The organism is Pseudomonas mucoides (assembly GCF_015461845.1).
Lineage (GTDB): Bacteria > Pseudomonadota > Gammaproteobacteria > Pseudomonadales > Pseudomonadaceae > Aquipseudomonas > Aquipseudomonas mucoides.
The window spans coordinates 230176-252987 of sequence record NZ_JACOPW010000009.1 but is presented as its reverse complement, the minus strand read 5'-3'; the positions used below and the strand labels follow the sequence as shown (position 1 = coordinate 252987).

Here is a 22812-nt window from a genome sequence, read left to right as displayed (position 1 = left end):
GGCACATTAATTTTTGAGGCGCTTGTCGCCTGCATGCAGACTAAAGAGGCTAGACCCCTGTGGCATTGACGATTCTTGGCCTGTCCGGCGCCCTTAGCCATGATCCTTCCGCAGCCTTGTACATCGACGGCAAGCTGGTCGCGGCGGCTGAAGAAGAGCGCTTTGTGCGCGATAAACATGCAAAGAACCGCATGCCCTACGAGTCGGCGAAGTTCTGCCTGGAACAGGCGGGCATCAAGCCATCCGACGTAGATGTGGTGGCGATTCCATTCGCACCGATCAGTATTTTCGGCAAGGCTCGCTGGCAGTACGCCAAGCGTTACTGGTACGCCCCGGACCGCGCGCTTGACGCGATCCTGATGGGCAACCGTCGCTACAAGCGTTATCGCAACAAGATTGTCTGGTGCCTCGAGCAACTGGGCTTCGATCCGAAGAAAATCAAGATCGAGCCGGTCGAGCACCATCTGGCCCACGCCTCCAGTGCTTACCACTGCTCCGGTTTCAAGAAGAAAACCGCGATCCTGGGGATCGACGGCAAGGGTGAGTACGCCACGACCTTCTTCGGTTACGGCGAGAACGGCAAGATCCACAAGATCAAGGAATTCTTCGATCCGGACTCCCTCGGTGGCCTGTATGGCGCGATCACCGAGTTCCTCGGTTTCGATATGCTCGACGGCGAGTTCAAGGTCATGGGCATGGCGCCGTACGGCGACGCCAGCAAATACGATTTCTCGCGCCTGGCTTCGTTCGAAAACGGCGAGCTGGTGATCAACACCGACTACGCCAACGTCATCGGCCTGCGTCGCTACAAAGAGAAGGGCAAAGGCTACTACTTCTCGCCGAAGCTGATCGAGTGGCTGGGACCGAAGCGCGAAGGCGACATCGCCGACGAGCCGTACATCCACTATGCCGCGAGCATTCAAGCGCTGTTCGAAAAAATCGCGCTGCAGATGATCGACTACTACCTGGGCGACGTGCTCAAGGAAACCGGCAAGCTGGCCTACGCCGGTGGCTGTGCGTTGAACGTCAAGCTCAACCAGAAAATCATCGCTCGTGATGACGTCAAAGAGCTGTTCGTACAGCCTGCATCCGGTGATGCCGGTACGGCGGTCGGTGCGGCGGCTTATGTGTCTAACGCCCGTGGCGTGCCGGTCGAGAAGATGGAACACGTCTACCTCGGCCCGTCGTACACCAACGAAGACGTGCTCGCTGCCTGTGCCCGTCACCCGAGCAAACCGGTCTGGCGCAAGCTCGCCAACATGCCGGAAAACATCGCCAAAATCATGGTCGACGGCAACCCGGTGGCCTGGTTCCAGGGGCGCATGGAGTTCGGTCCGCGTGCCTTGGGCGGTCGTTCGATCATCGGTTGCCCGAGCGCCGTTGGCGTGGCTGACCGTATCAACCACCAGATCAAGTTCCGCGAGCGCTGGAGGCCTTTCTGCCCGTCGATGCTCGACACCGTGGCCCCGCAGATGATCAAGATCGATCACCCGGCGCCGTTCATGACCTTCACCTTTGAAGTGGCTGAAGAGTGGAAGACCCGCGTGCCGGAAGTCGTCCACGAAGACGGTACGTCCCGGGCCCAGGTGCTCAAGCGCGAGTACAACCCGCGCTACTACGACATGATGAAAGCGCTGGAAGTGCTGACCGGCAACGGCGTGTCGCTGAACACCTCGCTCAACCGTCGTGGCGAGCCGATGATCTGCTCGCCGACCGATGCCCTGAACATGTTCTTCGGCTCTGACCTACAGTATCTGATCATGGAAGACATCCTGGTGGTTAAAGAGGGCGCTGACGCATATGACTCGCTCGGCTGAACGCCATGTGTTGCAGTTCTGTCACGGCTATGACGGCCCGTTTCTGGACTGCGCTCGGCAGTACGCCAGCCTGTTCGCGGGGACCGGCTATCGAGTGACCACGGTCTTTCTGACCGGGGCCGCCGACAGTGAAGTCGCTGCGGGCTGCGCTTCCGATGAAGTGCTGTTCATGGAATACAGCTCCAAGGCCATTCGTGGCCTGAAGCTGGGCGCCATCGGCGATCTGCGCAAGATCGCCGCTTCGCGCAATTTCAGTTTCTGCATTGCCCACCGCTTCAAGCCGATCTACATCGCGCTGCTTGGGACTTCGCTGCCGGTCATCGGTGTGCATCACGGGTATGGCGATTACAAGCGCGGCACTCGCAAGCTGTTCGCTCATATCTTCCGCAAGCGCCTCAGCCTGCTCGGAATCTCCGACTCGGTGCGTGACGACATGCGCAGCTGCCTGCCGAAATGGCCGGCCGGGCGAATTCAGACGCTCTATAACCGGATCGATGTCCCGGCGTTACAGACCAGCCAGGTGTCGGTTCGCGAGGCTCGGGAAACCCTGGGCCTGGCGGCGGATGCCTGGATTGTCGGTAACGTCGGACGACTGCATCCGGACAAGGACCAGAACACGCTGCTGCATGGTTTTGCCTTGGCATTACCGCAGTTGCCGGCCAACAGCCAACTGGTGATTCTCGGTAAAGGTCGACTGGAACAGGACCTCAAGGAACTGGCCCGGGAACTGGGTATAGGCGATCGGGTGCTGTTTCTCGGTCAAGTACCGGATGCTCGTCGCTACTTCCGTGCCTTCGATGTGTTCGCCCTGAGCTCCGATCACGAACCGTTCGGCATGGTGCTGCTCGAAGCCATGGCCGCGGGCGTGCCGTTGATCGCGACCGCGTGCGGTGGCGCGAGGGAAGTCGTTGAAGGGGTCGGCATCCTGTTCCCGTTGGGCGATGCCGAGCGCCTGGCTCAAGGGCTGCACCATCTGGCCGCGATGGACGAGCAGCAGCGTCACCAGTGTGCCGAGTTGATGCTCGACCGCTTGCGTGAGCGATTCTCCGACCGCGCCGTGCGCGAGGCTTTCTGGCATATGCCACACGTCACAGAACTGGCACCGAGGGGCTGATGCTCAACCGATTTCAAGGCTGGCGCGAACGTGGCTGGACGGTGATCGACGCCCCGACTTATGCACAGGCGTGGCAGCGTTTTGGCGGTAGCGTCGCGACGCATCCCATGGTGGTTGAGCGCCTGGCGCAGTTGGCCGAGATCCCTGTGCGCTACCTGGCCTGGGAGCAAAACGGTGAAGTGAAAGCCGCCATCCCGACCTGGGGGCGCGACCTGGCGCTGTCCAAAGACGTGCTCAAGCGCTGTGGCAAAAAAGGCTTGTTCGACCTCGGCAATGCCGAGGTGATCCTGCCGGCGGCCGCCGATGCACACGCACCGCTGCGCCATCGCGGGCGTTATCTGTCGGCCCTCAACGAAGGCCGTTTCAGCGATATCAAGCTACAGGCCGAACAACTGGCCATGGCGCGCACGCCCGAAGAACTGTCGAAAAAATTCCGCTACAACCAGCGCCGTGAATTGCGCCTGCTGGAAGAAGCCGGTGGCGTTGTGCGTCCTGTCTCCGAATTTTCCAGTGCTGAGCTGGCCGCGATTTATTGCGACCTTTTCCAGCGCCGCTGGGGCTTCCCGGCCACGGGTGCAGAGCGCATGGGCGAGGTGGTCGAGCTGCTGCGCGACTTGCTGATCGGCTCGGTGATTTTCCTCAACGATGCACCGATAGCGATTCAACTGGTGTACCGCGTCGAAGCGCCGGAATGGATCAGCGTCGAGTACATCAACGGTGGCGTCGATCCCGAAACCCGCGAGTTCAGCCCTGGCAGTGTACTGAGTTTCCTCAACACGCAAAGTGCCTGGGAACACGCTCGCGCCCTCGACAAGCCTTTGCGGTTTTCCTTCGGCCGCGCCGACCGGGAATACAAGGACCGCTGGTGCAATCCTGTGCCGGTTTTTACCGTGTGAGTGAACCCATGAGCCGCAAACAGCAACTGCTCAAGCGCCATCGGCGCAACAAACGCATCAGCCTGTTGATTGCGCTGGTGCTGTTGATTGCCCTTGGCGTGCTGGTGGCCTGGTGGCTGCCGTTGGTGCTTGCCGTGCTGGGCTGGATTGCCCATGAGGCCTGGTTCGCCGACCACCTGTTTTATTCCCCCCAAGACGATTACCACTACAGCTTCCCGGCCTACACCCCGCAACCCAAGGTGCACCTGGACGGTGAGCGTTTGCGGCTGGATGACGGCGTAATGCTCGTCGACGACGCCACACTGGTGTTGGCGCTGCGAGTAAAAAGCAGCTGGCTGGGACGCTTTTTCGATCCAGTGGTGGCGTTGTCGGGTGGCGATAACCCGGACTGCCAAACCTTCGAGCGTGGCGTTAACGGCCTGCGCTACCTGAACCTCAGTGGTCAGGCGCAAGTACTGTCGCGCGGCGAGTTGCGTCTGCGTGGACGCTTCTGCCGCCTGCTCGGCGAGCCGGTGCTGTGGGCGTTGGAGCAACCCGACTTCCGTCGTCAACGGGTGATGGTGATTGCGCCACACGCCGACGATGCCGAACTGGCCGCCTACGGTTTGTACAGCCAGGCCGATGAAGCCTGGATCGTCACCCTGACCGCCGGTGAAATCGAAGCCGAGCATTATCAACAGATCGGTCTGAACAAGGTCGAGGCCGCGCGCCTCAAGGGACGTTTGCGGGCTTGGGACAGCATCGCGGTGCCGCGCTGGGCTGGCGTGCCGCAAGCGCATTGCGTGCAGCTGGGTTATTTCTGTCTGCAACTGGCGGCGATGCAGGCCACGCCGACGCAACCGATCGCGTCGCGGGAAGCGGACCTGAGCGACACGCGGCTGTTTCGCCAGTTGAACCCGTTTGCCCTGCCGGGCGATACCGACGGAGCGCCGACCTGGAATAACTTGCTGGCCGACCTGCGTGAATTATTACTGCGAGCACGTCCCGAAGTGATCGTGCTACCGCACCCGACCCTCGATCCGCACCCCGATCATATCTGTGCGCAACAAGCGGTCCTCGAAGCCTTGAAAGGCCTGGAATGGCAGCCGACCACACTGCTTGGTTATGCCAACCATCTGCACGACAACGACCGCTGGCCAATGGGCGACGCCGGTCATGGTGTCGCGTTGCCGCCAGCCTTTGACCCGGCCATGCCGATGCAGCCTTGCTGCCTGCCATTGTCGTTGGAGCTTCAGCGCGATAAAGCCATGGCGTTGGGCATGATGCATGACCTGCAACCGCCGATGCCGTTCAAGCGTCGTCTGCGCCGATTGATCCAGCGGCTGTTGGCCAGGCGCAAACCGCCGGCCTACGGCGAGAACGAATTCTTTCGCAAGGCGGTTCGACGTCACGAGCTCTTGTGGATACTCAAGCACACACCAATAAACGCTTCGCAGCGGGGAGAGTTATGAGCCAGCGGCTAAAGGTTCTGCAATTGCAGCCTGACTACAACGTCAAAGCCCATGATTTTGCCGACCTCGCGGAGCAGATCGTCAAGGCCTTGCCGAACGAGCGCTACGAAGTAACGGCGGCGTTCCTGCGCGGCAAACCCGGGCCGGGTGAGGCGATAAGCCGGGCCGACCGTTCGGTGTATTTCGAGTTTTCCGACAAATCCCTCAAGGGCATGCGCCTGCGGGCGATGTGGACGCTGTACAAGTTTTGCCGTGCGGAAAAGTTCGACGTGGTGATCTGTAACCGCTTCAAGCCCGTGAACATGATGTTGACGCTTAACCGCTGGTTGAAAGTACCGCTGTGCATCGGCATTTCCCACGGTTTCGGCGAGTACGACCGGTTTTACCGGCGCCGCCAGACCCAGCGACTGATCGATCGTCACTGGCGTTTTGTCGGTGTGTCCCCAGCGGTCAAGCAGTACCTGCTGGACTGCGATTGCGGTTTCACCGACCAGAACACCTACGCGATCACCAATGCCATCGACATCGAGCAGGCCGAAGGTTTGCAGCACAGCCGCGAGCGCGCCCGCGAAATGCTGGGCATTGATCCGTCGGTGCGCCTGATTGGCGCATTGGGGCGTCTGGTGCCGGTAAAGGGCCACACCTATCTGTTGCAGGCGTTTGCCGCGCTCAAGGACAAATACCCGAACACTCAATTGGCGATCATCGGTGCCGGTCGTGAAGAGTCGCGCCTGAAGGCCGAGATCGAACGCCTGGGCCTGTCCGGGCGCGCGCACCTGCTGGGTTTCAAGGAAATCGCCTTGCAGTACATCCGCGCTTTCGACATCTGGACCATGCCATCCCTGGCGGAAGGCCTTGGGTTGGCGCTGCTCGAAGGCATGAGCGGGCATCTGCCGGTGATCGCCTCCAACGTGCCGGCCATGCTGCCGCTGATTGAAGGGGCAGGCGGGCTGGCGATTACGCCCAAGGATGTGCCGAGCCTGGTCGCGGCGCTGGATACCTACCTCGGGTTGTCGGATGACGAGCTCAAGGCCAAGGGCGAGCAGGCCTACCGTTATCTGCAGGAACAACATGACATCGAGGTGTTCCGCCAGGAGTACCTGAACCTGATCGACTCCGGTTTGGATCAAGCCCGCAAGGAGCAGCCATGAGTACCACGCAACCTCTCGTCACGGTCATCATCGCGTCGTACAACCACGGTCCCTATATTGAGCAAAGCATTCTCAGCGTCCTCAATCAGACCTACAAAAACATCGAACTGCTGGTGGTTGACGACGGCTCCAAAGACGACAGCGTCGAACGCATCAGTGCGCTGCAGGCGCAATATGGATTCGATTTTCGGGTTCAACAGAATCAGGGCCTGACGAACACGCTCAACGCTGCCATCGCGCGCTCAAACGGCAGTTTGATCGCGCCATTCGGCTCCGACGACATCATGCTGCCGGAACGCATCGCTATTCAGGTTGAGTACATGGATGGCAAGCCCGAGGTGGGTATCTGCGCCGGCAACATCGAGCTGATCGACGCCGACGGCAATCTGTACCCGGAGAAGCGTCAGCGACGTGATGTGCCGTTTCGCCGTCTGGACTTCGATGACATGTTCCTGGAACGTAAACCTTATCCACCGGCCCCGACCCTGATGATCCGTCGGGAAGCGCTGGACAAGGTCGGCGGGTTCGATCCGAACATTCGCCTGGAAGACCTGCTGATCGAACTGAAGGTGACCCACGCCGGGTACTTTATCGACGGCCTGAATGTGTTGATGGCGCGCTATCGCAAGCACCCCACCAACTCCTATAAAAATCACCGCTTCATGATCGATAACATCCTGCGTTCCTATGCGCTGTTCAGCGATCATCCGCTGTACGACGAGGTTCGCTACAAGTTTCTCAGCTCGATGTTTCTCAAGACCGCCAACCGCGATCGCAAACTGGCCCGCGAACTGCTGGCGCAGATCCCGTTGAAGGCCTGGAACAAGAAAACCTGGCGTGGTCTGGGGCGGCTGTACTTTTCACCGCTGGAAAAAGACTGACCCTGCATTGATGCACACTTTGCAGCTGGCTTCGCCAGCTGCAACAAGGATGTGCGATGCTTCAGCGAGCGACTTTCTCTGCCAGAGCCTTGTCGGCTTTTTTGCGTTGACGCAGCCACTGCAACACTTTCCTGCCGGCCGTGATGCCCGGCTTCTCGATGTACAGGAACGTCAGGCTGCTGATGATGATCAACAGGCAACTGCAGACAGCCAGCAGCGGCAGGAAGGTCCAGATATCGCGAGCGTCCAGATCAAGCGCCATCGGCAGGCGCTGGATCAACACCCACAGTACGAAGCCGTGCAGCAAATAGGTGCTGTAGCTGATTTCACCGAGCCAGCGAATGCTGCGTGGTTTCAGCGCGCCGAACAGGGTGTTGCCGGACGCCACAATCACGAAAAACAATGACATGAGCAGTATTGGCCTCACGCTGAAGGCACGGTTGAATGCCGTGAAGGCAATCGCCAATGCCAGCAGCGCGATAATCCCCGCCATTCGCGTCTGACTCCAGGCCACCAGTTGCGGCCTGCGAATCCAGTACGCAGCGCCGATACCGCCGAGAAAACTCGCCATAAAGTGTTTCTTCAGCGAGTGCTCCAGGCCAATCACTTTGTACAGGGCGACAATGCCGATCAGGCACAACACCACTTGCAACCAACTGCCCCGGTAGATAAACACCATGCCGGCAAGGGGCAGTGCCATATAGAAAAACACCTCGTAGCCCAGGGTCCAGGTGACATTGGAGATCAGCATGCCGGTTTGGTGGTATTGGTTGACGTCCGGGCGGTCGAAGGTCAGCCAGGCCAGGATCTGGCCGAAAAAGCGCATGCCGGAGTCCTTGAGCTCCCAGTTCTGCAGGTAGAACACCGTGATAAACACGATCAGCATCAGCGGCAAGTACAGCGGGTAGAGGCGAAAAAACCGCGATATGGCGAAGGCCAGCCAGTCGTGCTGGCGTCCCTGGGTGAGCAATCGGTTCCAGAACAGGAAGCCGGTGATCATGAAAAACAGCGCGACACTGCCCTGTCCGAGCTGTGAGTAGAGATTGCTGGGCGGAAAATCAATCACGCCCGTGCGCAGGAAGATCAAGGTAATGATCGAGTGGTGCACGAACACGCCGAACGCCAGATAACCGCGCAGCCCATCAATGCTGGCATAGCGGCTTTCACCGGAATGTTCGATGTGTCGGGCGATTTTCGGCACTGCGCGCAACAACAGGGCCGAAGTCGCAATGGCTAGCAGATAAGCTGCCAGCGCAATGAGTGGGTTGGTTTCAGTCATCAATGAGCCCGGGCCGGGGTGCTCCCGGCCAGCACTTGCCGGTGCAGATTCTCGACAGCGGACTTGGGTGCCGTCATGGCGTAGCCCTGAAGCAGCGCCTCGAAGTGTTCTTCGAACAACCAGCGCCGGTCCACCGTGTAGCGCTGCATATGGCGCAGATTGCGCTGACGCAGCGCCAGGCTCAAGGAAGAAGGGTAAATGCGCAGGTCAGCCACATCGATCAAACCAAACTCTCCATCCTCGAGCACCAGCACATTGCCCAAGTGCAGTGAGCGGAAATAAACGCCTTGTTCATGCAGTTGGGCCATGAACTTGCCGAAACGCTCCACCAGCGCTTGACGCACCGCCGGCGCGGTAATGCCTTGCAGGACCTGGCGCAGCGTATTGCCGGGCAGCGGCGAATAGTGCACGGCACTGCTGCCGTCCGCGAGGCGATAAAGGGCAAGAATAGGCGGGGTAGGGATCCCCAGGTTGCGCAATTGCTCGCTGTTGACGGCAAAGCGTTCGGAGTAGGGGTTGAAACTGCCCGAGGTGTACCAGCGGCGGCCACGAAACAGCTTGAGGAAGCTGCCATCGAGCAGGCGCAGGACTTTAGGGCCCAGGCCATCTTCTTCGATCACCTGCGCATTGGCAGTCAGTTGTTGCTGGGCGATCGGCGCCAGTGTCTTGACGGGCATCGTCAGCAAGCGTCTGGCGCGCTGGTTGATGCTGAGCGCGACGATCAAAGCCAGCGGGATCCACAGCAGGAACCAATGCTCCTTGGGTCGGGAGATGATGCCGCCGCCCTCGGTCAGGCCTGCGCCGATACCGAATATCAGCCAGGTCGAGGCCATGATAAACAGCGGTTGCAGACGATTGCGCCAACTGCTGAACAGTCCCCATAGCTGGGCAAACAACCAAGGCAGCAAACCCAGAATGCCGACGTAATAGAGCACGCCGAGGACAAAACTGTGAGGCTCCTGATAGTTGACGCCAATGCCAGGGTCGATGGCCAGATTGGCGTTATAACCATGACCGATCCAGGGGTGGTCGGCAATTTTCTGCAAGGCCAGTTGCCAGATTTCGAGGCGGTAAGAGTCGCCTCGTAGAATGATCATTCGCGCAAACAGCCCATAAACCGTAGCGCCGCCGGCAACCAACGCACCTAGCAATACGACGGAGCGACGGTTCCAGCAAATGAAGCCCAGCCAGAGTGCTGCCATCGTCAGTGCAACCAGCGGTGTCCTGGAGCCCGTGGCGATCACGGCGGCGAACATGATTGCCAGCGCCGGGAAGCTCAGCCAGAGCATCCGGCGGCGCTTGCAGATCATGCTCATGCTCATCCAGTAGGCTGCGTAAAAACCGTACATGTGAGAGCTCAGCAGCGGATTGTCGAACGCGCCACCACCGATCAATCGCAGGCCGGGCTGGTACACGCGGGCGAACAGGAACAGATCGTGGGTGGTACCGATCAGTCCGACTATTGCCGCGGTGAATAGCAAAGGCTGGATGATTTCGCTGCGATAGCGCACCAGAAAATAGCAACCGACAAACAACAACAAGGTATGCAGCGGTGGTTTGAACTGGCCGACGAAGCCCCCCTTGTCCGGTCCCCAGCACAAACTCAATAGCGCCCAGGCCGCGAACACCAACACGGCGACGAACACCGGTTCACGAATCATTTCCTTGAGTTCCCGGGGACGCAGGCACAGGGCGATCAGCGCTGGAATGCTGAACAAGCCATAAAAAAGCTTGTGGTGCAAACTTCGGCCCGGCAGGAAGAACAGGGCACACAGGAGCAAGAGATAGCCGAGTGGAAGAATCCAGAGGCAAATGAAATCGAAAACTCGATTTGACGCACTATTGAAACCGCTGAGTTGCATGCTGAGAGATTCAATCCTGAAGTTGATCGGCCATTTCGGGGTGATGGCTATTTGATGCTTGATTCGACGTCTAACAATAACAGCCTTTATGCGATTGCCAGAACCCTGAAGAAGCTGTGCTAAAGTCAGCGTCCTTTTTATCGACAAACGCGTGATATGACCGACTCCAGTCTCTCCGCAAGCCCATCGAGCTTGAAAATCTACTTCCGCCTGCTTGGCTATGTCCGGCCGTACATCAGTCTGTTTCTGATCAGCATCGTCGGCTTTCTGATTTTCGCTTCGACCCAGCCAATGCTCGGCTATATCCTCAAGTACTTTGTCGATGGCCTGTCCAATCCTGAGGCCGCGCTCTTCCCGACGGTGCCTTACCTGCGCGACCTGCAACTGCTGCAGGCGGTGCCGCTGCTGATCATCCTGATCGCCGCGTGGCAAGGGCTGGGATCTTATCTGGGCAACTACTTTCTAGCCAAAGTTTCTCTGGGTCTAGTTCATGATCTGCGAGTACAGCTGTTCAATAACCTGTTGGTTCTGCCCAACCGGTATTTCGACAAGCATAACTCGGGTCATCTGATTTCGCGTATCACCTTCAACGTGACGATGGTCACCGGGGCGGCCACAGATGCGATCAAGGTCGTAATCCGTGAGGGCATGACGGTGATCTTCCTGTTTGCCTCGCTGCTGTTCATGAACTGGCGCCTGACGCTGGTCATGGTCGCCATCCTGCCGTTGATCGCCGTCATGGTGCGCACCGCGAGCAAGAAATTCCGCAAGCAAAGCAAGAAAATCCAGTTGGCCATGGGTGATGTGACGCACGTGGCGTCGGAAACCATTCAGGGCTATCGCGTGGTGCGCAGCTTCGGTGGCGAAGTCTACGAAGAAAAACGCTTCTTCGACGCCAGCCAGGGCAATACCGACAAGCAACTGCGCATGACCCGCACCGGTGCCATCTACACGCCGCTGCTGCAATTGGTGATTTACACCGCCATGGCGGTGCTGATGTTCCTGGTGCTGTACCTGCGTGGCGATGCTTCGGCTGGTGACATGGTTGCCTACATCACCCTGGCCGGCCTGTTGCCCAAGCCGATCCGCCAGCTGTCCGAAGTCAGCTCGACCATCCAGAAAGGCGTGGCCGGTGCCGAGAGCATTTTCGAACAACTGGACGTTGCGCCTGAAGTCGATACCGGCACCGTCGAACGCGATGCTGTCACCGGTCGTCTGGACGTACGTAACCTGAGCTTCACCTACCCGGACACCGATCGCCAGGTGCTCAATGACATCACGTTCTCGGTCGAACCGGGGCAAATGGTGGCACTGGTCGGACGCTCAGGCAGTGGCAAGTCGACCCTGGCCAACCTGATTCCGCGCTTCTATCACCACGACAAGGGCGAGATCCTGATCGACGGTGTTGAAGTGGAGCAGTACAAGCTGCTGAACCTGCGCAAGCACATCGCCCAGGTGACCCAGCATGTGACGTTGTTCAGCGACACCGTGGCCAACAACATTGCCTATGGCGATCTCGCCGGCGCGCCGCGTGAAGACATCGAGAAAGCGGCGCGAGACGCTTACGCCATGGATTTCATCGCGCAATTACCCGAAGGCCTGGACACCCAGGTCGGCGAGAACGGCGTGCTGCTGTCCGGCGGTCAGCGTCAGCGTCTGGCGATTGCGCGAGCCCTGTTGAAGAACGCGCCGTTGCTGATTCTCGACGAGGCCACCTCGGCGCTCGACACTGAATCCGAGCGCCACATTCAGGCGGCACTCGATCAAGTGATGAAAGGCCGGACCACGCTGGTGATCGCTCACCGACTGTCGACCATCGAAAAGGCTGACCTGATTCTGGTTATGGATCAGGGCCGGATCGTCGAGCGCGGTACCCATGCCGAGCTGCTGGCGCACAACGGATACTACGCCCGCCTGAACGCCATGGGCCTCGATGCCCCGGCTGAAGACATCGCCTGATCTTCGCTCGCCGGGCGCGCAATGCGCCCGGCGATTTGTATCCAGACCTTTACCCTTCTTGACCAAACCTGCATAAATCTGTGCGACTCGCTTGTTAAGGTTCCTGAACGACCTTTGACTTCAATCGATGGGGCCATCCCCATCGCGCGGGTACTGCCATGCTGCAACGTTATCTCTGGAAGCTGTTACCCAAGTCGCAGCGGGCATTTTTGCTGGGACGCCTGTCGGTGGTAGACCGCCAGGTGGTGAACAAATCGATGTCGGCCAATGTGCGTTTTCCCCAAGCCTTCGAGCAGCTTTCCTGTCTGTACATTCATGTCCCCAAATGTGCCGGGAGCAGCATTTGCGCAGCGATGTTCGACAATTGGAGCCCCGGTCACTTGCCGTTGTACTGGTACGAGCAGCAGTTTTCCGAGCAGTTTGCGGCCAGTTTCAAATTCGCCTTTGTGCGTGATCCTCTGGAAAGGGCTTATTCGGCCTACGCGTTTCTGCGGGGCAACGAGTTGGGCCGGCGCGATCATGCGGCGCAAAAACTGGTCAGCCACTACCGCGACTTCGACGATTTCGTCGGTCGCTGGCTGCACCCGGAAACGATCCAGCGGCAATTGCATTTCGCCGCGCAAACGGATTTTCTCACCGACTCCCTGGGGCATCTGGCGTTGGACTTCATTGGGTATCAGGAGCATCTGGAACGGGACTTTCAACTGGTCTGCGAGCAGTTGGGGTGTTCGCTGGTGCTGCCTCACGTCAACAGCTCCCGGCAACGACAGCCGATGCGCGCCCGTGATTTCTGCTCGGCGCGTACCCGTCGGTTGGTACGCCGGGCGTACCAGCGCGACTACGAGATGCTCGGCTATGAATAAAGCGCAGTTGATGTCAGTTGCCGATGTCAGGCCTTACTCGCTGGCGCTGTCGAACGAGGCGCGTGCCTCAATCAAATGCCAGCGGCCGCGTTGCTTGTGGTTGACCGGGTTGTCCGGGGCGGGCAAGTCGACGCTGGCCAATGCCCTTGAACTTCAGCTCAATCAGCGTGGGCTGCACACCTTTCTGCTGGATGGTGACAACCTGCGTGGCGGCTTGTGCCGTGATCTGGGGATGGGGGCTGACTGTCGCCGGGAAAATATCCGACGCATGGCCGAGGTGGCACGATTGATGGTGGATGCGGGGCTGATAGTGATCGTTGCGGCGATCTCGCCTTTTCGTACCGAGCGCGAAACCGCCCGGCGTTTGTTCGCCGAAGGCGATTTCATTGAGGTGTATGTGAGCACGCCGTTCGCAGTGTGTGCGCAGCGCGACCCCAAAGGCTTGTATCAAGCGGCCCGGCAGGGGCGGGTCAAGGACTTCACCGGCATTGACAGCCCGTACGAGGCGCCGCTGTCTGCCGAATGTGAGATCGACACCGACGAAACGGGGCTGGCCGACGCCTGCTGGCAGTTATCGGCTTTTCTGCTCAATAAATGAACAGTTTTACCCGGCAAATCATCCCGTTGCAGCCGTCACGCAAGCCAGCGCCAACCCTGTGGTAATATCGCGCCCCTGTTCATTTTGTATGTGGGTTGCTCCATGAAGTTGTCCATGCCGCGATTCGATCAAGCCCCTGTCTTGGTGGTCGGCGATGTCATGCTCGACCGTTACTGGCATGGTGGTACCTCACGGATTTCCCCTGAGGCGCCGGTGCCGGTGGTCAAGGTCGAGCAAATCGAGGACCGCCCGGGCGGTGCCGCCAACGTTGCGTTGAACATTGCCGCGCTCGGTGCTCCTGCCTCGCTGGTCGGTGTGACCGGCGACGACGAAGCGGCCGACAGCCTGGCCAATAGCCTCCAGGGCGCAGGCGTCCGGGCTATTTTCCAGCGCATTGCGCACCAGCCGACCATCGTCAAGCTGCGGGTCATGAGTCGTCACCAGCAATTGCTGCGTATCGACTTCGAAGAACCCTTCGCCACCGACGCGTTGGCGCTTGGCGAGCAAGTCGATGAACTGCTCGAAGGCATCAAGGTGCTGGTGCTGTCCGACTACGGCAAAGGCGCCCTGAAAAACCATCAGGTGCTGATCCAGGCCGCCCGTGCCCGTGGCATTCCAGTGCTGGCGGATCCCAAGGGCAAGGATTTCTCGATCTACCGTGGCGCGAGCCTGATCACCCCGAACCTCAGCGAGTTCGAAACCATCGTCGGTGGCTGCGCCGATGAGCACGAACTGGTGAGCAAAGGCGCGCAGCTGATGCACGACCTCGACCTCGGCGCCTTGCTGGTGACCCGTGGCGAACACGGCATGACCTTGCTGCGTCCGGATCATCCGGCGCTGCACCTGCCGGCCCGTGCCCGTGAAGTGTTCGACGTGACCGGTGCTGGCGATACCGTGATTTCTACCTTGGCAGCGGCGATTGCCGCGGGTGAAGAATTGCCCCATGCGGTGGCCCTGGCCAACCTGGCAGCTGGCATTGTGGTCGGCAAACTCGGTACCGCAGCCATCAGCGCCCCGGAACTACGCCGCGCCATCCAGCGCGAAGAGGGTTCCGAGCGCGGTGTGTTGGGCCTTGAGCAGCTCTTGCTGGCCGTCGCCGATGCGCGTGCGCACAAAGAGAAGATTGTCTTCACCAATGGCTGCTTCGACATTCTGCATGCCGGCCACGTGACCTACCTCGAGCAGGCACGGGCCCAGGGCGATCGATTGATCGTTGCGGTCAATGACGATGCTTCGGTCAGCCGCCTGAAAGGGCCGGGTCGTCCGATCAACAGCGTCGACCGTCGCATGGCCGTACTGGCCGGTTTGGGCGCAGTGGATTGGGTGATCAGCTTCCCTGAAGGCACCCCGGAAAATCTGTTGCGCGAGGTCAAGCCGGACGTGTTGGTGAAGGGGGGGGATTACGGGATCGACCAAGTGGTCGGCGCAGACATCGTGACGGCTTATGGCGGGACGGTGAAAGTGCTGGGGCTGGTAGCGAACAGCTCTACAACGGCGATTGTCGATAAGATCCGTCAATCCGAGTGAGACGTTGATCATTCCCACGCTCTGCGTGGGAATGATCAACGGACGCAGAATGTGGGAACGATCAAGAGCTGACTTTTTTATGCGGCACGATTTTCTTCAGTAATTGCTTTGCCTTCCCGCGTAATCGCGCCAGACCCGAATCCTTCCCCGGCGGGCTCAGCCCCTGCTGGCGCACCCAATCTTTCCAGCGAATCCGCTCATCACGCACCACCCAGCCTTCCTGTTGGGCAAAACTCTCTGCCAGGAACAAGCCGCGCGTGCTCGCGGGGTAGAGCTGATCCTTCTTCAAGGTATACAGCTCGGCCATCGGCTGGCCGTCCTGCAAGGGCATCAGGTACAAATCCGGGCGCTTGCGGTCGAGGCGGGCCACCAGTTGATCGCCTTCCAGGCGCTCATCGACATGAAACAGGCTCAGGGATTTGGCTTCCTTGGGCACGTCCAGGCGCAGGTCATAGATCAGTTGCAACGACGCGGTGGGCAAATGCACGTAAGCCCGTGGCCGTTCGATCAGTTGCAGGTTGGCGCACCGCACCGGCCGCGCCGAACCGGACAACGGCGTCAGGCGAAACGGTAGCGCCTCGCGGTAGTGCAGGGCACTGGCATAGGGCGCAGGCAACCACGTGTCATTAAAACGCCCGCCGAGCCAGCCTTCCGGGGTTTCCAGCAGGCACTCTTCGGCAATTTCCTGAATCGCCGTGTGCAGCGGCAGGTTCAGTTCATGGGCCGGCACGTACCCGGAGATCAGCTTGAGCACCACGTCGCCACGGTCTTGCCGACGCTGGCGCACCAACACCCAGTAATCGCGATTCTGCCAATGCAGGGTCAGGCGCACCGAGACCCCGAGGTTGGCCAGTTCCAGCGCAAACCGCTCGGTGCTGGCTACCGTCACAGGACGGCGACGTTGCAGGGTCTGGGAAAAGTTGAGCGGCATCCCGACGCTCTGGTAGCTCAAGCCTTCGGGAGTCGCTTCGACGTACAATGGCAGGGTCTTGAAGTTGCTCGGGTTCTTTCTAATGAGCGTACGCGGCATGTCGGCTCCTGCTTAAGGCCGCGTGGGCGGCATCAGTTTCTACGGAGGACCTGGGCAACGGTCGCAACGTTGTGGGCGAGGTGCAGCGGATTAATGGTCCCGACAATAGCACTGGCCACACCCGGATGTTCAAACAACAACTCGAAGCTGGCGCGCACCGGGTCCACGCCTGGACTCAGGCACACATGACCGCTGGCGAGGGCTTTTTTGACCAGAATGGCTTTGCCGTGAGCAGCAGCATAGTCAATGACAGGCTTCTCGTTCTGATCGTTCAGATTGTAGGTGACCATGGCGCAATCACCTTGCTCCAGAGCCTTCAAACCACCTTCGACGGTTTTGCCGGAAAAACCGAAACCGCGAATCTTGCCTTCGGCCTTGAGCGTGGCGAGGGTCGCGTAGACCTCGCTGTCATTGAGGATCGCCATATCGTTGCCGTCGGAGTGCACCAGCACCAGGTCGATAAAATCCGTTTCCAGACGTTGCAGGCTGCGCTCCACTGAAAGACGGGTGTGGGCGGCACTGAAATCGTGGCTCGACTGGCCATTGGAAAACTCTTCGCCGACCTTGCTGACAATCACCCAGTCCTGACGCTGGCCGCGCAATAGCGGGCCGAGGCGTTCTTCGCTGCGGCCATAGGCCGGGGCGGTGTCGATCAGGTTGATGCCCATGTCGCGGGCGAGTTTGAGCAACCGGCGTGCATCATCGTCGTCGGGAATCTGAAAACCATTGGGATATTTCACGCCCTGGTCACGGCCGAGTTTGACCGTGCCCAGGCCCAGCGGCGACACCAGCAGGCCGGTGCTGCCCAATGGGCGGTGCAGATCGTGCAGGGTTGGTTGGCTCATGGCAGCAGTTGCTCCCAGGCCGGCACGCCCATTGGCGGTTTCGGTAGTTCCGGCAGAGGCTCTGGATGGCTCGGCTGGATGCCGTCACGCGTCAGGCTGGCGATGACCCGGTCGGCGAAGTCCGGTGCCAGCGCCAGTTTGGTCGGCCAGCCCACCAGCAGGCGACCTTGTTCGGCGAGGAAGGCGTTGTCGGGACGGGTGAGCCCCGATTGCAACGGCTCGGCGCGGTCCACGCGCAAGGTGGCCCATTGCGCGGTGCTCAGGTCGATCCATGGCAGCAACTGCCCGAGCTCTTGCTGGGCCGTGGCGATTTGCTCGGCAGGTTCGCGGGCAACGCCTTCAGCCTCGGCAATGTCGCCCCCCATGTACCAGACCCACTGACCGTCGGCGGCCGGGTGAGTGGTCACGGTCAGGCGCGGTTTGGTGCCGCCGCCCAGGCAATGGGCGTAAAGCGGTTTGAGGCCCGGGCCTTTGGCGATGATCATATGCAACGGCCGACGCTGCATGGCGGGCTGGCTCAACCCCAGCGCTTCGAGCAATGCCGCGGTGCCAGCACCGGCGCTGAGGACGATGCGCTGGGCACGAATCTCGCGCTCATCGACCTTCAGGCCGACCAGCACGTTGCCTTCCAGCAGCGGCTCGATCTTCTGCGCGGCGAGCAGGCCATCACCGGCCAGAACGGCCAGGCGCTGGATCAGGCTTGGCACGTCGACCACCAATTCCGCCAGGCGATAAACCTTGCCCTTGAAGCGTTTGTCTTGCAGGGCCGGCGGCAGTTGCTCGCCCTTGACCTGATCGACACGGCCGCGCACGGCCTTGCTCGCGAAGAAACTGGTGAGGTTGCCGGCGAGCGTGCCGGGGGACCAGAGATAGTGCGCTTCGGACAACAGGCGTACGCCGGACAGGTCCAGTTCGCCATCGCCCGCCAGCGCTTCACGCCAGCGGCGCGGCATGTCGGCAATCGCTTCCGATGCCCCGGTCAGGGCGCCGTGCAACGCGTACTTGGCGCCGCCGTGGATGATGCCCTGGGATTTCACACTCTGCCCGCCGCCGAGGCTGGCGCTTTCCACCAGCACGGTCGAAAAACCCTGGCGGCGCAGGCGCGCATTCAGCCAGAGGCCGGCGACACCAGCGCCGACAATCAGAACGTCGGTGGAAATAACGGATGGCATGCGGCGACCTCAGTGTTCAAGACGAGGGCGCAGTATACAGATTCATGCCAAGCGCTATGTAGCAGCTGCCGAAGGCTGCGTTCGAGCCGGGGTCGCGCTCGACCGAAGTCCTCGCCTTCGATCTGTCTGAGATGTCTATTGTCAGTTTTTACAACTGCTTCGCAGTCGGACGCAGCCTTCGGCAACTGCTACAAAAAGCGGTGCATCAGTGCCCGGCAGTTTTTGAGAACAGTTGGATGACCACGACACCCAGTACGATCAACGCCATCCCCAGCATCGCCGGCACATCCAGCTTCTGCCCGTAGATAAACAGCGCCGCGACGCTGACCATCACGATTCCCATGCCGGCCCACACTGCGTAGGCAACTCCCACCGGAACGCTGCGCACTACCAGGGTCAGCATCCAGAAGGCAATGCCGTAACCGACGATCACCAGAACCAGCGGCAGCGGCGTGCTGAAACCTTTGACGGCTTTCATCGAAACAGTTGCGATCACTTCGGCGCAGATGGCGATGGCCAGATAGTAGTAAGCGGTCATGGGTGCATCCTCGTGTGAAGTGTTGCTTTCTGAGGTCGGCATTTTAGAGACTCTTCAGATGCGGTAAAGTCATTACCTATCTGCCAAAAAGATGGGCTGGCCTATGCAATGGAATCTTGAGCAACTGCGGTTGTTTGTCAGCGTAGCGGAGCATCGTTCGTTTTCTGCGGTGGCACGTGATCAGCGCAAGGCGCAGTCAGCGGTCAGCAGTTCGATTGCGCTGCTCGAAGAAGATCTGGGCGTGAGTCTGTTCGATCGCAGTAGCGGCCGTCAGCCGAAACTCACCGAGGCCGGTAATGCCTTGCTGGAAGAGGCGCGAGAAGTGCTGCGCCAGTGCGAGCGCCTCAACGGTCGCGCGTTGGCCATGATGCGCGGCCAGGAAGCTCGATTGCGTGTGGCTCAGGATGAAGCCATGCCCTATCAGCCGATCATCGAAAGCTTCGAAGCCCTGGCGGAAAAATTTCCCAGCCTCGAAGTGCAGCTGACCAGCGCCGCCCAGGGCGATGTCGCGCGCAAACTGGTGGAGCGCCGGGCTGATCTGGGGCTGCTGTTTTATCATGACCAGATTCCCGAGGCCCTTGAGCGGCGAGTGGTGGGCAGCGTCGAGATGCTCACGGTGTGCGGCGTCGGGCACCCACTGGCGAAGCAGGCTCACGTTGATTGTCAGGCGCTGGCGCAGCATCGGCAGTTGCTGATGTCGACCCAGTCCAGCGTTTACCCCGGCAGCGAGCCCGCCAGCCCGCAAGTCTGGCGGGCCGACAGTTTCTACGTGATGGCCGAATGGCTGGTGCGCGGCCTCGGTTGGGCCTGGTTGCCCCGGCACGTGGTGCAATACCCGGCGTACCAGGGCCTGATGGTCGAACTGGACAGCGAATGGACCCCGCCGGCGCTGGTGGTGGAGTTGGTGTGGCGTCGCGATGAACCGCCGGGCCCGGCGGCTCGTTGGCTGGCGGAACGTTTTGCCGTGCACTTGCAGGCGATCGGCGAGAAAAGCCGATAAACTCCGCCGCCATGAATAGAACTCTCTATACCGCGCTGTTTTATCTGGGGCTGCCACTGGTAGCGATTCGTCTGTGGCTGCGGGCGCGTAAGGCGCCGGCGTATGCCAAACGCATTGGCGAGCGGTTCTCCCTCGCACTGCCGGTAATGAAGCCGGGCGGTATCTGGGTGCACGCGGTGTCGGTGGGCGAAAGCATCGCGGCGGCGCCGATGATCCGCGCCTTGCTGCAACGTTATCCACAGCTGCCGATTACCGTGACCTGCATGACCCCGACCGGGTCCGAGCGCATCCAGGCGTTGTTCGCCAATGAACCGCGCATTCAGCACTGCTATCTGCCTTACGATTTGCCCTGCGCCGCTGCGCGTTTTCTCGACCGGGTCCGGCCAACGCTGGCGGTGATCATGGAAACCGAACTCTGGCCTAACCATATTCACCAATGCGCCAGACGCGGGATTCCCGTGGCGCTGGCCAATGCGCGACTGTCCGAACGCTCGGCCAAGGGTTATGGCCGCTTCCGCAAACTGACGCAGCCGATGCTCGCCGAGATGAGCCTGTTCGCGGTTCAGACCGAGGCTGAGGCCCAGCGCTTTCGTGACTTGGGAGCGCGTCCGGAAACCGTGGAAGTCACCGGCTCAATCAAGTTCGACCTGACCATCGACCCGCAATTGCTGCAACGCGCCGTCGAGCTGCGCACGCAATGGCAGACGCTTGAGCGGCCGGTGTGGATCGCCGCCAGTACCCATGAAGGTGAAGACGAAGTGGTCCTCGCGGCCCATCGTCAGTTACTGGCCAATCATCCCGATGCGTTGCTGATCCTGGTGCCGCGCCATCCGGAGCGTTTCAACACGGTGTTCGAGCTGTGTCAGCAGCAGGGTTTCGCCACGCTGCGTCGTTCCACAAGCGAGCCGGTGACCTCGGCCACGTCGGTGCTGGTGGGCGACACCATGGGCGAGTTGCTGTTTCTCTACGCCTTGGCAGATACCGCTTTCGTGGGGGGCAGCCTGGTGCCGAACGGTGGGCATAACCTGCTGGAACCGGCCGCGTTGGCCAAGCCGGTACTGAGTGGCCCGCACCTGTTCAACTTCCTCGAAATCGCCGCGCAGCTGCGCAGTGCCGGGGCGTTGCAGGAAGTGGAGGATGCCGAAGGTCTGGCGCTGGCGGTGCAGCGGCTGTTCGAATTGCCGCGCGATGCACAGCGGATGGCTGAGGCGGGGCTGAAGGTGATGCGCAGCAATCAGGGGGCGTTGCAGCGATTGCTGGATGGGCTGGGGCGGTTGATCAACCGACCGATCTGAGCCTGACATTTCTGAAGAGGGGGCAAGCCCCCTCATCAGAATAATGACGTATTACTCGCCGGGTCTTGCCTTGAGCTGGGCAGCCGCAGCCTTCGCCAGATCCGGCGGCAGGAAGTCCTTGTCCGGGTTGTAGTCGGCCTTGAGGTAGCGCTTCAGGTCTTCCAGATCCCCCGGGCTCAACGTGCCGGCCTGCTGCTTCAGGCGCAGGTTGTCGAGGATGTAGTCGTAGCGGGTGTTGTTGTAGTCGCGTACCGAGTTGTACAGCGAGCGCTGCGCATCCAGTACGTCGACGATGTTGCGTGTCCCTACCTGATAGCCGATTTCAGTCGCTTCCACCGCACTCTGGTTGGAGATGATCGACTGCTTGCGCGCCTGTACCTGATCCACATCGGTGTTGACCGCGCGGTGCAGGTTGCGGGTGCTTTCGACGATCTGCCGACGCAGCGCTTCGCGTTGCTGCTCGGTCTGATCCAGTTGCGCATACGATTGACGCACCTGGGAGGTGGTCAGGCCGCCGCTGTAGATCGGGATATTCAGTTGCAGGCCCACTGTCGTTTGCTCGACGTTGCCACTGTACGGTTGGCCAAAGGCGTTCGGGTTGCTGAAGCCCAGTGCGTCGTTATCACCTTTTTCGTATTTCGCCACCGCGTCGACCGTCGGCAAGTGACCGGACTTACGCTGCTTGAGGGTTTCTTCGGCGGCACTGACCGCGTAGTTGCTGGCCAGCAGATTCAGGTTCTGGCGGGCGGCCGTATCGACCCAGGCTTTAGCGTCGTTCGGCGCCGGCGGCAGGATCGGCAGGCTATGGACGACGCCCCAGATCGAGTTGTACTGACGGTTGGTCAGGGTGATCAGCGCTTCAAACGCGTCATCGACCTGGCGTTGCGCAACGATCCGGTTGGCGCGTGCGGTGTCGTAACTGGCTTGTGAGTTGAGCACGTCGGTCTTGTCCGACAGGCCGACGTCGAAACGCTCGTTGGACTGGTCGAGCTGGCGTTTGAATGCGGCTTCTTCAGCCTTGGTCGACGCCAGATTGTCCTGGGTGCGCAGCACGTTGAAGTAGCTTTCAGCCGATTGCAGGATCAGGTTTTGCTCGGTGGCCGAGAGTTGCAGGGCCGCCTGTTCGTTGACGTCCTTGGCGGCCTGGAACTGGAACCAGCGATCAGCACGGAACAGCGGCTGCGCCAGGGTAGCCTGATACGAATTTGCGCTGCGATTGGCCGTCGATGAAGGCTGGTCGATCGCGGTGCGCACGCTGGCGACTTCGGCACCCCCTGACAGATTGGGCAGCAGGCCGGCGCGAGCCTGAGGCACGACTTCTTTCTGCGCGCCATATTGCGCGATGGCCGCCGCGAGGTCGGCGTTGTTGGCCTTTGCTTCCTGGTAAACGCTGACCAGGTCGTTCTTGGTCGATAAGGGCGCTTCTGCTGCCCAGCCCGTTCCATAAGACGCACAAGACACGGCAAGGGCCAGTGAAAGTTTGCGCAGCATAGGCGTTCCCTAGAATTAATATTACACAAGTAATTTGAGCGCC

At 60.3% G+C, this 22812-nt stretch carries 19 protein-coding genes; 12 read left to right on the top strand and 7 right to left on the bottom strand.

Annotated elements, in window-relative coordinates; genetic code table 11:
• Positions 1-59 precede the first annotated feature (59 nt).
• From H8F22_RS28555 to H8F22_RS28530, 6 genes are read left to right on the top strand one after another with little or no spacing between them, the layout of a single operon-like run.
• Positions 60-1817, top strand: coding sequence for a carbamoyltransferase family protein (locus H8F22_RS28555; protein ID WP_194940976.1), 1758 nt, complete (start codon positions 60-62; stop codon positions 1815-1817).
• On the top strand, positions 1801-2931 hold the full coding sequence (locus tag H8F22_RS28550; RefSeq protein ID WP_027922032.1) for a glycosyltransferase: 1131 nt from the start codon (positions 1801-1803) through the stop codon (positions 2929-2931). The genes H8F22_RS28555 and H8F22_RS28550 overlap by 17 nt, the downstream gene beginning before the upstream one ends.
• A complete protein-coding gene (locus H8F22_RS28545; RefSeq protein WP_059181746.1) occupies positions 2931-3827 on the top strand; it encodes an antimicrobial resistance protein Mig-14 in 897 nt (298 codons plus the stop codon). Before H8F22_RS28550 ends, H8F22_RS28545 begins: the two co-directional genes overlap by 1 nt.
• A gap of 8 nt (positions 3828-3835) precedes the next feature.
• A complete protein-coding gene (locus H8F22_RS28540; protein ID WP_027922030.1) occupies positions 3836-5278 on the top strand; it encodes a PIG-L deacetylase family protein in 1443 nt (480 codons plus the stop codon).
• Positions 5275-6429 (top strand): glycosyltransferase family 4 protein, encoded by a 1155-nt coding sequence (locus tag H8F22_RS28535; protein ID WP_027922029.1) that lies wholly within the window; start codon positions 5275-5277, stop codon positions 6427-6429. Before H8F22_RS28540 ends, H8F22_RS28535 begins: the two co-directional genes overlap by 4 nt.
• Entirely contained in the window at positions 6426-7310 is an 885-nt protein-coding gene (locus tag H8F22_RS28530; protein ID WP_027922028.1) for a glycosyltransferase, read from the top strand. Before H8F22_RS28535 ends, H8F22_RS28530 begins: the two co-directional genes overlap by 4 nt.
• Before the next feature lie 61 nt (positions 7311-7371).
• On the opposite strand, the gene H8F22_RS28525 is transcribed toward H8F22_RS28530, so the two are convergent.
• Both H8F22_RS28525 and H8F22_RS28520 read right to left on the bottom strand, forming a co-directional pair.
• Positions 7372-8589, bottom strand: a complete 1218-nt coding sequence (locus H8F22_RS28525; RefSeq protein WP_027922027.1) for an acyltransferase family protein — start codon at positions 8587-8589, stop codon at positions 7372-7374.
• Complete coding sequence (locus H8F22_RS28520; RefSeq protein WP_027922026.1) at positions 8589-10451, bottom strand: bifunctional O-antigen ligase/aminoglycoside phosphotransferase family protein; 1863 nt, start codon at positions 10449-10451, stop codon at positions 8589-8591. Before H8F22_RS28520 ends, H8F22_RS28525 begins: the two co-directional genes overlap by 1 nt.
• A gap of 156 nt (positions 10452-10607) precedes the next feature.
• Between H8F22_RS28520 and msbA the strand changes: the two genes are divergently transcribed.
• The 4 genes from msbA (at position 10608) to hldE (ending at position 15398) form a co-directional block, all read left to right on the top strand.
• A complete protein-coding gene (msbA, locus tag H8F22_RS28515) occupies positions 10608-12410 on the top strand; it encodes a lipid A export permease/ATP-binding protein MsbA (RefSeq protein ID WP_027922025.1) in 1803 nt (600 codons plus the stop codon).
• Between the two features lie 158 nt (positions 12411-12568).
• Positions 12569-13273, top strand: a complete 705-nt coding sequence (locus H8F22_RS28510; RefSeq protein WP_194940975.1) for a sulfotransferase family 2 domain-containing protein — start codon at positions 12569-12571, stop codon at positions 13271-13273.
• Positions 13266-13871, top strand: a complete 606-nt coding sequence (gene cysC / locus H8F22_RS28505; protein WP_027922023.1) for an adenylyl-sulfate kinase — start codon at positions 13266-13268, stop codon at positions 13869-13871. Before H8F22_RS28510 ends, cysC begins: the two co-directional genes overlap by 8 nt.
• A 102-nt stretch (positions 13872-13973) precedes the next feature.
• A complete protein-coding gene (gene hldE, locus H8F22_RS28500; protein ID WP_059181742.1) occupies positions 13974-15398 on the top strand; it encodes a bifunctional D-glycero-beta-D-manno-heptose-7-phosphate kinase/D-glycero-beta-D-manno-heptose 1-phosphate adenylyltransferase HldE in 1425 nt (474 codons plus the stop codon).
• 61 nt (positions 15399-15459) lie between these two features.
• On the opposite strand, the gene H8F22_RS28495 is transcribed toward hldE, so the two are convergent.
• The 4 genes from H8F22_RS28495 to H8F22_RS28480 form a co-directional block, all read right to left on the bottom strand.
• Positions 15460-16428, bottom strand: a complete 969-nt coding sequence (locus tag H8F22_RS28495) for a hypothetical protein (RefSeq protein ID WP_027922021.1) — start codon at positions 16426-16428, stop codon at positions 15460-15462.
• Between the two features lie 32 nt (positions 16429-16460).
• Complete coding sequence (locus tag H8F22_RS28490; protein WP_059181741.1) at positions 16461-17273, bottom strand: aldo/keto reductase; 813 nt, start codon at positions 17271-17273, stop codon at positions 16461-16463.
• On the bottom strand, positions 17270-18445 hold the full coding sequence (locus tag H8F22_RS28485; RefSeq protein ID WP_027922019.1) for an NAD(P)/FAD-dependent oxidoreductase: 1176 nt from the start codon (positions 18443-18445) through the stop codon (positions 17270-17272). Before H8F22_RS28485 ends, H8F22_RS28490 begins: the two co-directional genes overlap by 4 nt.
• 205 nt (positions 18446-18650) lie before the next feature.
• Positions 18651-18983, bottom strand: coding sequence for a DMT family transporter (locus tag H8F22_RS28480; RefSeq protein WP_015093202.1), 333 nt, complete (start codon positions 18981-18983; stop codon positions 18651-18653).
• 103 nt (positions 18984-19086) lie between these two features.
• Between H8F22_RS28480 and H8F22_RS28475 the strand changes: the two genes are divergently transcribed.
• Both H8F22_RS28475 and waaA read left to right on the top strand, forming a co-directional pair.
• Positions 19087-19983, top strand: a complete 897-nt coding sequence (locus H8F22_RS28475) for a LysR family transcriptional regulator (RefSeq protein WP_059181739.1) — start codon at positions 19087-19089, stop codon at positions 19981-19983.
• An 11-nt stretch (positions 19984-19994) separates the two neighbouring features.
• Entirely contained in the window at positions 19995-21278 is a 1284-nt protein-coding gene (gene waaA, locus H8F22_RS28470; RefSeq protein WP_027922017.1) for a lipid IV(A) 3-deoxy-D-manno-octulosonic acid transferase, read from the top strand.
• A 51-nt stretch (positions 21279-21329) separates the two neighbouring features.
• On the opposite strand, the gene H8F22_RS28465 is transcribed toward waaA, so the two are convergent.
• Positions 21330-22769, bottom strand: a complete 1440-nt coding sequence (locus H8F22_RS28465; RefSeq protein WP_027922016.1) for a TolC family outer membrane protein — start codon at positions 22767-22769, stop codon at positions 21330-21332.
• Positions 22770-22812 lie beyond the last annotated feature (43 nt).